Raw genomic sequence first — 13,740 nt, forward strand, 5'->3', positions numbered from 1 at the left:
GTGCGCGATGTTGTCCCGCACCCACGCCAGGGCGGCGATCTGGTCCTGCAGCCCCAGGTTGCCGCTGCCCGCGTACTCCTCGCCGAGCAGCTCGGGCACGTACAGCCAACCGAGCGCCCCCAGACGGTAGTTGAGGGAGACGACCACGACGCCGTACCGCTCGGCGAGCCGCTCGCCGTCGGTCCACACCTGGTGCCCGTACCCCTGGACGTAGGCGCCGCCGTGCACCCACACCAGCACCGGCCGCGCGGCGCCCCCGTCGGGCGCCCAGACGTTGACCGTGAGCGACCCGGCCTCGTCGGTCGCCACGCGCTCCGCCCCGACCACGTCCTCCAGCAGCTGATCGGGGCCCTGCGGCGGCGCGGGCGAGGCGGCCCGGCAGTCCCGCACCCCGCTCCACGCCCGCGGCTTCACGGGCGGCCGGAACCTCAACTCCCCGACCGGGTCGGCCGCGTAGGGAATCCCCAGGTACCGCTGGACGCCACCGCGCCGCCGGGTGCCCCGCACCTGGCCGCCGCCGACCAGCGCGATCACCTCACCGCTCCCGCTCACAGCCACCCCTCCAAGGACTTCATGAACCCGTCGAAGTCGTCCCGGTGGATGGTGTGCCCGGCGCCCTGCACGGTCCGCACCTCGAACCCGCGCCGCACCAACTCCTCCTTCATCTCCTCCGAGACGAGGAAGCTCGGCCTCGCCACCTGCACCAGCGACGGCACGACGGCCCGCGCGGGCGTCCGGTCGAGGGCGTGCTCCCCGGCGACGGACAGCGCCGACCGCGGGTCCCAGGCGGCCAGCGTCGCCAGCTCGACGTCCACGTCGGCCTCGTCCCAGCGCGGATTGAGGTTCGTGATCATCTCGCGCCCTGCGGTGCGGAACTCCATGAACAGGGCCGGGTCGACGGCCTGCGTCAGCGCCCACGCGGGGTCCGAGTACACGGCACGCCGCGGCGCGAGCCGCTCCACCGCCAGCGCCAGGGCGAGCCCGCCGAGCGAGTGCCCGACGGCCAGCTCCACGCCCACCGGCACCGTCTCCACGAGGTCGTCGGCGAACGCCCCGACGCTGTACGCGCCGCGCCCGCTCGCGCCGTGCCCGCGCAGGTCGACACCGATCACCCGGTAGCCCCGCTCGGCGAGCGCGGGGCCCACCCGCCGCCAGGTGCGGTGGTCCGACATGATCCCGTGGACCAGCAGGGCGACGCGGTCACCGCTGCCCCATTCCCGGGTGTGCAACTTCATCAAGACTGCCTTTCTCTTTCGTACGCGCAGGCGCACGGGGGTCGTACGGTGCTCAGCGCACGCCGCGGATCGGGCGGACGGCGAGCGCGCCGAACACGGAGAGCGCCGCGCCGACGAGGAACAGGACGGTGTACCCACCGCAGACGGACACGATGACGGAGGCCACGAACGGGGCGAGTATCTGCGGTCCCGCGGTGGCCATGTTGAGGACGCCCAGATCGCGCGCGGCGTCCCCGTCGCTGGGCAGGATCATGGTGACCAGGGCGTTGTCGACGGCCAGGAAGCAGCCGAACCCGAGCCCGTTCAGCCCGGCGAAGACGAGCATCGCGGGCCAGGTGGGGGAGACGGCGGGGATCAGCAGCGACAGGGCGGACACCAGCGCGGAGACGCCGACGAAGAGCTTGCGCCGGTCCAGCCGGTCGGACAGCAGACCGCCCACCACCGTGGCGACCGCCATGGCCACGGCCGACAGCGGCGTGAGGATCGCGACGGCGTCGGCGGGCTCCATCCCCGTCGGCAGCGCGATGTGATCGTCCAGGATGTACAGCTGGTAGCCGAAGACGCAGAAGTAGCCCAACACGAGCAACGCCCGCCCGATGAAAGCCCACTTGAAGTCGTGGGAGCGCAGCGCGCTCATGAAGGCGGCGAACTGCCGCTTCAGCGGCACCGCTTCGGCAGGGGGCCGCCTCTCCTCCCGCGTACCGGCGGTGAAGGCGAGGGCGGCGACGGCGACGAACAGCCCGAGGACGAGATAGCCGGTCCGCAGGTGATGGGTGAACGCGGACCCGATCAGGGCCCCCAGCGTCGACCCGAGCGGCATCCCCAGCCCCACGGCGGCGGAGGCCTTCCCGCGTACGGACAGCGGCACCCGGTCGGGGACGACGGAGGTGAGGGCGGCCTGGAAGACGTTCATGACGGCCTGGCCGACGCACCAGGCGAGGGCGACCAGCAGCACGGTGTGCACGCCACCGAGCAGCGCCATCGCCCCGACGGCCGCGAGCCCGCCCCCGAGGATCCAGGGATTGCGCCGCCCGGACCGGTCGGACAGCGCACCGGCCACCGGGTTGAACAGGGTGGCGAACACGGCACTCACCCCGCTCACCAGCCCCAGCATCGCGACCTTGTCGGCACGGTCGATGTGCTCGATCTGCAACGGCAGCAGCACCCCGCCCACCCCGATGTACAGGGTGAACATGGCGGTGTTGCCGAGGGTGAGCAGCGGCAGCAGGCCGCGCGGGGTGCGGTCCGGGGCGCCGGGAACGGCGGTCCGGGTGTGGCGTGGGGCGGAAAGGGCCACGGTGCCCTCCTCCTCATGACGGACGGACGGCGACGAGCCGGCCGAGCGGGGTGACACGTGTAAGTTGACACGTGTAACGGATTTCTAGCACCCCCCTCCGCCCCGCACCAGACCCGCAGTCCGAAAAAACCCGCACAGGCGGCTGTGAAAGGATCCACACAGCCATGAACGACAGCGCACACAACGAGTCCGCCCCCACCAGCGCCTCGGTCGCCCGGCACGCCGGGGTGTCCCGCGCGACGGTCAGTTACGTGCTGAACGGCCAGGCGGCGGGCAAGGTCAGCGCCGCCACCCAGGCCAAGGTCAAGAAGGCCGCACAGGAACTCGGATACGTCCCCCACGCCGCCGCCCGCTCACTGCGCTCCGGCAGCAGCGGTCTGGTCCTGATCGCGGTCCCGGCGGACACGGTCCCGGCCTTCGGCCCCCTCTTCGCCACGTTCGTCGCGCACTTCCAGACCGCCCTGGAAAAGTACGGCTACACCGGCGTCCTGCACGGCGCCCGCGCCGACCGCTCCCCGCAGGACACGGCCCGCGCCTGGGCGGAACTGCGCCCGGCGGCGGTCCTGGCGACGTTCGGCGCCCCCCTCACGCGGGACTCGGTCGAGATCCTGCACCGCTCGGGCACCCGCGCGGTCCTCTCCTTCGGCCCGCCCCCGGCCCCCGGCGCCCACGGCATCACGATGGACCAGGAGGAGATCGGCGCCGTCGCGGCCGCCCACCTCCTGTCGTCCGGCCGCCGCAGCCTGGGCGTCGTGATCCCGCAGGAACACGGCCTCGACTCCTTCAGCGCCCCGCGCCTGACGGGGGCACAGCGGGCGGCAGCAGCGTTCCCGGGCGCGACGCTGACCCCCCTCCCGCTGGCCTACACCGAGGAGTCGGCGGCCCAAGTAGCAGTATCTGCGGCGCACTTGGACGGCATCTTCGGATACAACGACGAGTACGCGATGCTCCTGCTGCGCGCCCTTCAGGACGCCGGAACCGACGTCCCGCGTGACACGGCCCTGGTCGGCGCGGACGACCTCCTCATCGCCCGCCTGCTGCGCCCCCGCCTGACGAGCGTGCGCACGCGACTGCCCGAGCCGCACGAGGTGGCGGCCCTCGTAGACCGCCTGGTCACGGACGACTCGATCCGCCCGGGGGTGCGCTTCCGCTCGACGGCTCAGATCGAGCCGCGCGAGTCCTCGGCCTGACCTGACCAAGATTTCCGCCGAAGGGGTCTGGCGCACCCGAGCTGACACGTGTCACCATCACGGCCGCCCCCAGCCCGGAAAGGCATCGCCTCCCATGACCCTCACCGTGCCGCGCCCGAAGCGCCGCCCCTCCCACGCCCTGCCCACCGCCATCTGCCTGCTGCTACCCCTGGCGATCGGCGCACTGATCCGCGCGAACGGCGCCGCGCACCCCCCGTTCCAGTCCTGGGACGACACCTGGCTGCGCTGGATGGGCGGCCCGCACAAGGGGCCCGCGCAGGCACTCGCGTCCGCCCTCAACTGGTTCGGCGGCCCGTACGGCGCCCTCGTCCCCCTGGCGGCAACGGCCCTCCTCTTCGCCCTGCGCCGCCCCCGCCGAGCACTCTTCGTCCTCACGGCGACCCTGGCGACCCAACTCGCGGTCCAGGCCCTCAAACACATGGTGGACCGCCCGCGCCCACCACACCCCTTGGTCGCCGTCGACCACGGCTCGTTCCCCTCCGGCCACGCCGCGACGATGGCGATGACGGTACTGACCATCGCCGCCTTCCTGCCCCCACCCACCCGCCGCCTGTGGTACCCGGCCGCCACGCTCCTGACCCTCACGATGATGTGGAGCCGCACCTGGCTCCACGCCCACTGGCTCTCCGACACCGCGGCCGGCGCACTGGCCGGGGCAGGCACGACCCTGCTGGTGTGGTGGGCGTTCACCCCACTGAGCCCCAAGCCCCGCACCTGACCCAGGAGTTCAACCACAGCCCACACCCACGCCCGACGCGTACGAGGCGGTGCACCACGCCCGGCGGTCGACCGCGTACGAGACGGGAAGGAGGCCGACGCCGCCTGCTCCTGGCGGCTGGCCGCGTAGGAGACGGGAGGGAAGCCGGGGCCGATGGCGAGCGCGCACCGAGGCGGTGCACCGCGTGCCTACTCCCGGCGGTTGGCCGCGTACGAGACGGGAGGGAAGCCGGGGCCGAGGGCGGTGCACCGCGCATCTACTCCCGGCGGTTGGCCGCGTACGAGACGGGAGGGGACGGTCGGGGCATGTGCGCGCGCAGCACAGTTCACGCGGTGGCAGGCCCGAAGCACGCGGCGCTGCCATCAAGATGGCGAGCACGGACATGCCCCGGGCGTCCCCGTACCCGACCACACACCTGTCGGAGCGAACGGCCGGCCGCCAATGATCGCCCAGGCGGCCACCCTCCCTTCACGGCGCACCCGATCCCAGGTCGCTAAGGGGAGCCGCCCACCCCGAACCCGGGTCACCGAGCGGAGCGCCCCCGCAACACCTCCGCCACCCCACCGAAGAACCCCGCATGCGCGACCGCGCTAGCCGGAATCTCCGGGTTCCACGGCAGCACGACGGCCCGCTCGGCCACCGCCGCCCACTGCGCGTCCCCGGCGTACTGCCCGCGCGGCGCCGCATTGGCCCGCGCGTCCACCAGCACCACATCCGGCGCCAGTTCGGCCGCGTCGCCCCAGGTCCCGGTGTGCCAGTTCGCCCCGGGCCCCTCGGGCGGCTCCACCATGCGCACCCCCAGCCCCGTGAGCGCACTCAGATCGGGCCACTTCGCCGGCCGCGCAAGATGCACACTGTCCGGCCCTCCCGGCGAGAGAGCCAGCACCCGCACCGCCCCGGCCCCCTCCGCCCCCACCGCCGCCCCCGACGCAACCTCCGCCAACTCCCGCTCCGCCCGCGTCAGTTCACCGAGCGCCCCGGCCCCTTCGGCCACCCCGAGCGACCGCCCGAGCTCGGCCATCCGTTCCCGCACCCCGGCCAGCCCCCGCCCCTGCCCCACGTCGATCACCACGACCGGTACGTGTTCCTCCAGGTGCTTCGCCAGGTCCGGCTCGACCCCGTAGACCTGCCCGCCGCCGTACGTCAGCGCCACCACGAGATCGGGCTGCGCCGCGAGCACGTCGTCGAGTCCGAGCCCGGCCCCGGCTCCCAGATACGTGACCTCGTCGACGGGCAGGCGCCCGGCCTTGGCGAGATCGACGGTGTCCCCGTCGTGGTACGACCCGAAGATTCCCACGGGGCGTATCCCGAGATCCCACAGGCTCGCGCCGGCCTGTATATAGGCGACGACCCGCTCCGGCGTCCTGGTGGCGGCCGCCAGATGGTGCCGGTCGTCCGCGAACTCCCATGCCTGTTCCTGTAATTGAGACATACGGGCACCCTGCCCACCGCACGCATACGTCAAGCGGGCCGCGGCGCGGCACGATCTGCCACACCACGGCCCGCTTTCTGGACCAGATCAAAAGCCCACGAAATCATCGCCTCAGCAACTAAGCACTCACAACTAAGCACTCACAACTAAGCACTCAGCAACTACGCACTCAGCAACTACGCACTCAGCGACGAAATCAGCGCCTCAGCGCCTCAGCGCCTCAGCAACTCAGTGACTGAGATCCACATCCACGTCATGCCGCCCCTCACGATCCAGCCGCAACGGCACAGCCTGCGGCGCGTACCCACTGGCGATGACCGTGTACTCACCGCTGTCGAGGTCCTGGAAGGCGTACGCGCCGTCCACCCCGGTGACGGCCGACCCGACGGTGTTCCCGGCGGCATCGAGCAGCGTCACCCGCGCCTCGCCCAACGGCCGCCCCGCACTGTCGCGGACGGTGCCGTGGACCCGGGCGCCCGGGTCGAGGCGTACCGGGTAGTGGTTGGCGGAGCCGCCGACGACCTCCACCGGCAGCGCGGAGGGCCGGTGCCCGGGCGCGCTCACCGCGAGGGTGTAGCTGCCGGGGACCAGGTCACCGAAGACGAAGTCGCCGGTGACGTCCGCGGTCCCGGTGGCGACGACCTCGCCGCGCACATCGGTGGCGATGACGAGGGCGCCGGGCAGCGGCCCGTCGCTGTACGTCTCGACGACGGTGCCGGTCAGCCCCGCCGCCCCGGTGAGGAGCAGGTCGAAGTCGACGGGGGAGTCGCCGACGGTCACCGTGGTGGCCTGCGGCTGCCGCGCGCCGCCGGAGCCGATGAGGACGTACGTACCACCGGCGGGGGCGGCGACGAAGTAGTGCCCGTCCACCCCCGTCGTCGTACGCCCGAGCTGCTGTCCGCGCAGGTCGATCAGGGTGACCACGGCCTGTGCGACGGCCGAGCCGTCACTGTCGCGGACGTACCCCCGTACGCCCGCACCCGACATGTCGGCGACGACGGGAACCGCGGCCGCAGGAGCGGCGACGGCGACGGCGGCGTCGGCGACCGCGGCATTGGCCACGGCGGAATCGGCGACCGAGTCACCGGCGGAGTCGGCAGAGACAGAGGCCGACACCGACACCGATGCCGATGCCGATGCCGATGCCGATGCCGATGCCGGCACCGATGCCGACGCCGACGCAGGACTCCCGTCCTCCTCCGCGGCGGCCCGCGCCTCCAGCCCCGACATCTTGCGCAGCGGAACCTCCTTGGTCCACAGCACCATCAGGAAGCCGAGCGCGACGACCCCGGCCGCGATCAGGAACACCACGTGCATGGAGCTGGCGAAGCCCTGCTTGAACGGCTCGGCCAGCCGCGGGTCCAGCTGCTGGATGAACGAGGAGTCGCTCAGGACGTCGGAGGCCCCGCCGCCCGAGCCGGGGTTCTTCAGCATGTCGAGCACCGGCTTGTTGGCCGGGTCGTGCAGCACGCTCGGATCGTGCAGCGCGGACTGGAACTGCGGCGTCCCCGCGGCGCTCCTGAAGGCCGAGGAGATCTTGTCGCCGACGTTCGAGAACAGCACCGACAGGAAGATGGCCGTACCGGCGGTGGCGCCCATCTGCCGGAAGAACGTCGACGAGGCGGTGGCCACGCCCATGTCCTGCGGCGGCACGGCGTTCTGCACGGCGAGGACCAGCGTCTGCATACAGCCGCCGAGCCCGAGCCCGAACAGGAGCATGAAGACCATGGACTCCCACAGCGGCGTGTCCCACTGGACCTTGAAGTGGAACAGGAGGAGCGCCACCACCATCAGCGCGGTGCCGACGGTCGGGAAGATCTTGTAGCGGCCGGTCTTGGCGGTGATCTGGCCGGAGACGATCGACGCGATGATCATGCCGAGCATCAGCGGCAGCATCTCGAGGCCGGACTTGGTGGGGCTCGCGCCCTTCACGATCTGCAGGTACTGCGGGATCATCAGCATCCCGCCGAACATGCCCGCGCCGATGAGCACGGACAGCAGGCTCGTCTTGCTGAAGATCGGGTTGCGGAACAGCCGCATGGGGATGAGCGCGTCATCGCCCATCCGGCGCTCCACGAGGATCCACGCGATGATGCCGACCACGCCGATGCCGTAGCAGGCCAGTGACTTCGAGGAGTCCCAGCCCCACTCGCGGCCCTGTTCGGCGACGAGCAGCAGCGGGACGACGCCCAGCGCGATGGTGAACGCGCCCCACCAGTCGATCCGCCGCTGACGACGGACGTGGGGGATGTTGAGGACCTTGGCGACGACGAACAGCGCGATGATGCCGATCGGCACGTTCACCAGGAACACCCAGCGCCAGCCGACGACGCCCGCGATGCTGTCCTGGCCCGCCAGGAAACCGCCGATGAGCGGTCCGGCGACGCTGGACGTGGCGAAGGTCGCCAGCATGTAGCCCTGGTAGCGGGCCCGTTCGCGGGGCGGCACGATGTCGCCGATGATCGCCAGGGCCAGGGACATCAGACCGCCCGCGCCGATGCCCTGCAGGGCACGGAACGAGGCCAGCTCGGTCATCGAGGTCGAGAAGGTGCACAGCGCCGAGCCGACGATGAAGATGCTGATCGCACCCAGGAAGTACGGCTTGCGGCCGTGCAGGTCGGACAGCTTGCCGTACAGCGGCGTCGCGATCGTCGAGGTGATCAGGTACGCCGTCGTCGCCCAGGCCTGCTGGCTCAGCCCGTTCAGGTCGTCGGCGATGGTGCGGATCGAGGTGGAGACGATCGTCTGGTCGAGCGCGGCCAGGAACATGCCCAGCATCAGGCCGCTCAGGATGGTCAGGATCTGCCGGTGGCTCAGGCCACCGCCGCCGGTGGCGGGCGGGGCTATCGCCGTTGTGTCGGTGGGGGTGTCTCCGCGGGGTGCGGACACGGCCTCAGTCATGCTTGCTTGCTCCCTGCTGCGCCACGGAGCCGGAGTGGTTACCGGGGTCGTGGCGGGTGATTTGATGCTGTGCCAGGTCGTCGTTGAGGCGCGCCATCAGCCGGATGAGCTGGTACCGGTCCTCCGGTGACCACGGCTGGAGGAGCTGTGTCAGCTCCGCGTCGCGCTGGCGTCGGTAGGCCTCGAACGCCGCGATGCCGTCCTCGGTCGGATGCAGCAGCGTGCCGCGCCCGTCCTCCGGATCGGGGTGCCGTTCGATCAGGCCGCGCTCCACCATCGACCGCACCTGGCGGCTGACGGTCGACAGGTCGAGGAGCGTCGCCGCGGCCAGGTCGGTGGCGCGCTGTGCGCCGTCCCGTACGAGCCGTGCCAGCAGGACGCGCTCACCGGCGCCCTGCTCGAACTTGGCCCGCTGCCTGCTCGCGGAGATCAGCCGGGAGAACCGCACGAGCTCGCTGCCGAGCCCCGTCGCGGCGTCCTCGGCGCTCGAGGCACCGGTGTCCGGGCCTCCCGCCACTGCCTCGGGATCATGGACCGTCCCCTTGCCCATGCTCATGTCCCCGCCTCCGCACTCACACTATTGCTTGTATCCAGCAAGTTAGTGTAGTGGCCCTGGAACCCGTACGGGACCACTGCCCGCCCCCTATCTGCATCGACCCAGGTCAGAGGGTCGGCATCGGACCAGGCCAGCGGATCTGTGTCTCGCGGACCAGGTCAGCGAATCCGTGTCTCGAGGACCAGGTCAGGGGTTGGCGAGCAGCCGCCGACGGCTCTCCTCCACGTCGAAGTCGGCCTTCGGGTACTGGGGGTCCATGGCCTCCAGGTGTGCGAGCAGCAGCCGGCTGACGGCCCAGTTGCGGTACCACTTGCGGTCGGCGGGCACGACGAACCAGGGCGCTTCCTCGGTGGAACACCGCTCCAGCGCGATCTCGTACGCCTCCTGGTAGGCGGGCCACAGCGCGCGCTCGTCGATGTCGCCGGGGTTGAACTTCCAGTGCTTGTCCGGATTGTCGAGCCGCTCCAGCAGGCGCCGCTTCTGCTGCTCGTACGAGACGTGCAGAAAGCACTTCACGACGGTCACCCCATCCTCCGCGAGGGACCTCTCGAACCGGTTGATCTGCCCGTATCGCCGGTCGAGCTGGCTGCGCGGCACCAGCTCCCGTACGCGGGCGATGAGGACGTCCTCGTACTGGGACCGGTCGAAGATGCCGATCTCGCCCGGTTCCGGCAGCGCCTTCACGATGCGCCACAGGAAGGGGTGGTTGAGCTCTTCGCGGGTGGGCGCCTTGAACGCCTTGATGCGGCAGCCGGACGGGTTGAACAGGCCGATGACGTGCTTGACGGTGCCGCCCTTGCCGCTGGTGTCCATGCCCTGCAGGATCAGCAGCACGCGACGCCGGTCACCGGCGGTGCCCGCCGCCCACAGGCGTTCCTGGAGGTCGGCGAGGCGTTCGCCCATCCGGGCGGTCGCGGCGACGCCCTCTTCCTTGTTCCGCGGGCCGCCGGGCGTGCCCGCGGCGTCGTACGACGAGAGGTCCACCCGCTCGCCCTCGGGGATGCGCAGCAGCTCGCGCAGGTCGGTGGCGGCGGGCTTCTTGCCGCTCTTGCCCTTCCCGCCGCCCTTCCTCTTGTCCTTGGCCACTGCGCACCCCTTCCGGTCAGGTCTTTTGATCCTGCGCCGGTGGCCGCGCCCCCGCTACTTGTGCCAGGGCCCGGTCACGGCGAACGTCGTGCCCGGGGTGTAGCAGTTCACGTACATGGTGTCGCCGTCCGGTGCGAACGTGACGCCCGCGAACTCGCCCCACGCGGGTGCCTCGGCGGTCCCGATGTTCTGCCGCCCGCGCGCCATGGCGTACACGTCGCCCTTGCGGGTCACGCCGAAGACGTGCTGCGCGCCCTCGCCGTCCTCGCACACCATCAGGCCGCCGCTCGGTGCGAGGCAGATGTTGTCCGGCTCCTCGCCCGGCAGCTGTACGTCGGTGTCCGGGCCGAAGACGATCACCAGCGTCAGCCGGCGCGCGGCGGGGTCGTAGCGCCAGATCTGCCCGAAGTGATCGGCCGCCGAACCCTCTCTGCTCCGCGCGTACGACGAAACGAAGTACACGCACGATCCGCCCCAGTAGCACCCTTCGAGCTTCTGGGCGTGGGTGATCCCCTTGGGCCCGAAGTCCTGGTTGCGGACGGGGGTGCGAGCGGCCAGCGGATCCGGTACATCGACCCACTGGACCCCGGTGAAACTGGCCCCGGTCTCCTGCACCAGCGACAGGTCGGGCACGCCGGGCACCCGCATCGCCTGGAGCGTGCCGCCCGCGCGCAGCGAACCGAGCCCGCCCTTCGGCTTCTCGGGCAGGAAGCGGTAGAAGAGCCCGAAGGGCTTGTCGAACGCGTCCTCGGTCTCGTACACGACGCCGCGCCGCGGATCGACGGCGATCGCCTCGTGCTGGAAGCGGCCCATCGCGGTCAGCGGCACGGCGCCGGAGCGGCGCGGGTCGACGGGGTCGACCTCGAAGATGAAGCCGTGGTCCTTGGTGTAGCCGTTCGTGCCGGCCTTGTCCTCGGTCTCCTCGCAGGTGAGCCAGGTGCCCCAAGGGGTGTGGCCCCCGGCGCAGTTGACGGCCGTACCGGCGATGGCGACGTGTTCGGACAGCACGTCGTTGTGGCGGTCGAGCGTGAGCGCCGTACAGCCGCCCTTGCCCATCGGGTCGTACGTGATGCCGGGGACGGTCGGCACCGGGACCTTGCCGGTGTTCCGGTTCTCGTGGTTGCGCACGAGGTGGACGCGGCCGGATCTGCCCCGGAAGGCGGACATGCCGTCGTGGTTACTGGGCACCGGGCCTTCCCCGGACCGGAGTTGATCTCCCTCGCGGGAGAGCACCTTGTAGCGGAAACCTCTGGGGAGGTCGAGCAGACCGTCCGGGTCGGGGACCAACGGGCCGTACCCGGTGCGCCCTTGGGCCGCCGCCGAACCGGCGAACAGCTCGGACATGCTCCCCGCGAAGGTGATGCCCACCCCCAATGCGCCGGTACGGGCGAGCAGTTGACGTCGTGTTGCGGACTGCCGTGCTACGGACATCGTGCAACCTCCTGCTGGCGGACAGGAACTGTGACCCGTGTGTCTACCACGCCCGCCGCGCCGCGTGAACCACGCGCGTAGTAAGGCCAGTTGGGACGTGGTTACTCGTGTCGCCCTGGCGGAGCGGCCGCACGCGAAGAGCCGGTCGTGCCCGCGCAGTGCTTGGCCCGCCGGGGCGAAGCACACCCGAAGAACCGGTCGCATCGCGGGGGCGGTCACCTCCGCGCGGTGCGTCTTCGTCGCGGGGTGAAGCGCACCGGAAGAGCGGGTCGCACTGGCAGCGCCGGTCGCCTCCGACCGGTGATCAACCCCGGCGCCGTGAGTCCCCCTCCGCAGGCTGATCGCCCCAAGCGCTCAGTCGCGTACGAGGTCCTTGGCGTCGCGGGCGAGCGCGGTGAGCCGGGAGATCGCCCGGAAGTACTTCTTCCGGTAGCCGCCGTTCAGCATCTCCTCGCTGAACAGCCGGTCGAACGGCTGTCCCGACGCGAGCACCGGGATCTCCCGGTCGTAGAGCCGGTCGGCGAGGACGACGAGGCGCAGCGCCGTCGACTGGTCGGGCACGGGGGACACGTCCGTCAGGCAGACCGCCGTCAGGTCGTCGGTCAGCGCCCCGTACCGGCTGGGGTGCACCCGTGCCAGGTGCGCGAGGAGGTGCGGGAAGTCGTCGAGCGAGGCGCCCGCGGTGGCGTACGCGGCCTTGGTGACCTGCTCGTCGGTGAACGGCGCGGGTGCCTCGGGCAGCCCGCGGTGGCGGTAGTCCTCGCCGTCGATGCGCAGCGGACGGAAGTGCGCGGACAGGCCCTGGATCTCGCGCAGGAAGTCGGCGGCGGCGAACCGGCCCTCGCCGAGCTTGCCCGGCAGCGTGTTCGACGTGGCGGCGAGTGCGACGCCCGCGTCGACCAGCCTGCCGAGCAGGGACGAGACGAGGACGGTGTCGCCCGGGTCGTCCAGCTCGAACTCGTCGATGCACAGCAGCCGGTGCCCGCTCAGCGTCTGCACCGTCTGCTGGAAGCCGAGCGCGCCCACCAGGTTCGTCAGCTCGACGAACGTGCCGAACGCCTTGTGCTCGGGCGCGGCCGGGGTCGCGTGCCACAGGGAGGCGAGCAGGTGGGTCTTGCCGACGCCGTACCCGCCGTCGAGGTAGACGCCGCGGGGGCCGGCCGGGGCGGCGGCCTTCTTGCCGAACCACTTCTTCCGGCCGGTGCCCGAGGCGTGCGCCCCGCCGAGCCCGGCGGCGAACGCGCTCAACACCTGCACGGCCTGCGGCTGGCTCGGCTGGTTCGGGTCGGGGATGTACGTGTCGAAGCGGACGGAGCCGAAGCGCGGCGGCGGCACCATCTCGGCGACCAGGCGCTCCGCGGGGACGTGCGGCTCGCGGGCGCACAGGGACGGGGGGGCCGCGTCGGGTATGGGGCTGAGGCCCGTCTGGCGGGCGCCGGCGGCTTCGGTGGAGGACGACACAGTTCCTGAGCTTAGTGGGCGTGCCACACTGCACGTCATGCGACGCCTGTTCCCTGTGACGTACGAAACAGCAGATCACGAGGGTCGGGAGGGATCCGAGGGGTCCCCGCGGGCCCTGGGGACCGTGGGCCGTGAGTGGAGTCTGGACGAGCTCGCCGACGCCTACGCGTACCCGGCCGGGGCCGAGCGCGAGGTGTGGCTGCGCGCCAACATGGTCTCCTCGCTCGACGGTGCCGCCCAGCACGACGGCCGCTCCCAGCCCCTCTCCTGCCCCGCCGACATGCGGATCTTCGGCACCTTGCGCGGGCTCGCGGACGCCGTGGTCGTCGGCGCGCAGACGGTCCGCCAGGAGGGGTACCGGCCGGCCCGCGCCCGCGAGGCCTTCGCCGCGCGCCGCGAGGCGGCGGGGCAG

Annotated in this window: 12 protein-coding genes; 3 read left to right on the forward strand and 9 right to left on the reverse strand. The window is 71.6% G+C overall.

The window, feature by feature from the left end:
* The 3 genes from G3I40_RS01540 to G3I40_RS01550 form a co-directional block, all read right to left on the reverse strand.
* A partial coding sequence (locus G3I40_RS01540; protein WP_343244790.1) for a carboxylesterase family protein occupies positions 1–552 on the reverse strand: 552 nt, incomplete at its 3' end.
* Complete coding sequence (locus G3I40_RS01545; protein ID WP_164300325.1) at positions 549–1,235, reverse strand: alpha/beta hydrolase; 687 nt, start codon at positions 1,233–1,235, stop codon at positions 549–551. The genes G3I40_RS01545 and G3I40_RS01540, both read right to left, overlap by 4 nt.
* A gap of 52 nt (positions 1,236–1,287) precedes the next feature.
* Positions 1,288–2,532, reverse strand: a complete 1,245-nt coding sequence (locus G3I40_RS01550) for an MFS transporter (protein WP_343244791.1) — start codon at positions 2,530–2,532, stop codon at positions 1,288–1,290.
* 164 nt (positions 2,533–2,696) lie between these two features.
* On the opposite strand from G3I40_RS01550, the gene G3I40_RS01555 reads away from it, so the two are divergent.
* Positions 2,697–3,722 carry a LacI family DNA-binding transcriptional regulator gene (locus tag G3I40_RS01555; protein WP_164300327.1) on the forward strand — a complete coding sequence of 342 codons (1,026 nt, stop codon included), beginning with the start codon at positions 2,697–2,699 and terminating at the stop codon, positions 3,720–3,722.
* Between the two features lie 94 nt (positions 3,723–3,816).
* Positions 3,817–4,461 (forward strand): phosphatase PAP2 family protein, encoded by a 645-nt coding sequence (locus tag G3I40_RS01560; RefSeq protein ID WP_164300328.1) that lies wholly within the window; start codon positions 3,817–3,819, stop codon positions 4,459–4,461.
* A gap of 523 nt (positions 4,462–4,984) precedes the next feature.
* Here G3I40_RS01560 and G3I40_RS01565 read toward each other — a convergent pair.
* The 6 genes from G3I40_RS01565 to zapE all read right to left on the reverse strand — a co-directional run bounded on the left by G3I40_RS01565 (position 4,985) and on the right by zapE (position 13,328).
* Positions 4,985–5,893: an ABC transporter substrate-binding protein gene (locus G3I40_RS01565; RefSeq protein WP_164300329.1), complete on the reverse strand. Its 909-nt coding sequence runs from the start codon at positions 5,891–5,893 to the stop codon at positions 4,985–4,987.
* A gap of 228 nt (positions 5,894–6,121) precedes the next feature.
* Positions 6,122–8,794 carry an MFS transporter gene (locus G3I40_RS01570; protein ID WP_164300330.1) on the reverse strand — a complete coding sequence of 891 codons (2,673 nt, stop codon included), beginning with the start codon at positions 8,792–8,794 and terminating at the stop codon, positions 6,122–6,124.
* Positions 8,787–9,344 carry a MarR family transcriptional regulator gene (locus G3I40_RS01575; RefSeq protein WP_164300334.1) on the reverse strand — a complete coding sequence of 186 codons (558 nt, stop codon included), beginning with the start codon at positions 9,342–9,344 and terminating at the stop codon, positions 8,787–8,789. Before G3I40_RS01575 ends, G3I40_RS01570 begins: the two co-directional genes overlap by 8 nt.
* Before the next feature lie 192 nt (positions 9,345–9,536).
* Positions 9,537–10,370 (reverse strand): polyphosphate kinase 2 family protein, encoded by an 834-nt coding sequence (locus tag G3I40_RS01580; protein ID WP_203643205.1) that lies wholly within the window; start codon positions 10,368–10,370, stop codon positions 9,537–9,539.
* Between the two features lie 120 nt (positions 10,371–10,490).
* Positions 10,491–11,867, reverse strand: coding sequence for an alkaline phosphatase PhoX (locus G3I40_RS01585; protein ID WP_164300332.1), 1,377 nt, complete (start codon positions 11,865–11,867; stop codon positions 10,491–10,493).
* A gap of 354 nt (positions 11,868–12,221) precedes the next feature.
* Positions 12,222–13,328: a cell division protein ZapE gene (zapE, locus tag G3I40_RS01590; RefSeq protein WP_343244792.1), complete on the reverse strand. Its 1,107-nt coding sequence runs from the start codon at positions 13,326–13,328 to the stop codon at positions 12,222–12,224.
* 37 nt (positions 13,329–13,365) lie between these two features.
* Here zapE and G3I40_RS01595 point away from each other — a divergent pair.
* Positions 13,366–13,740, forward strand: a 375-nt coding sequence (locus tag G3I40_RS01595) for a dihydrofolate reductase family protein (RefSeq protein WP_203643198.1), incomplete at its 3' end; no start/stop codon positions are given.

This window comes from Streptomyces sp. SID14478, from assembly GCF_010548525.1.
In the GTDB taxonomy this organism is placed as follows: domain Bacteria; phylum Actinomycetota; class Actinomycetes; order Streptomycetales; family Streptomycetaceae; genus Streptomyces.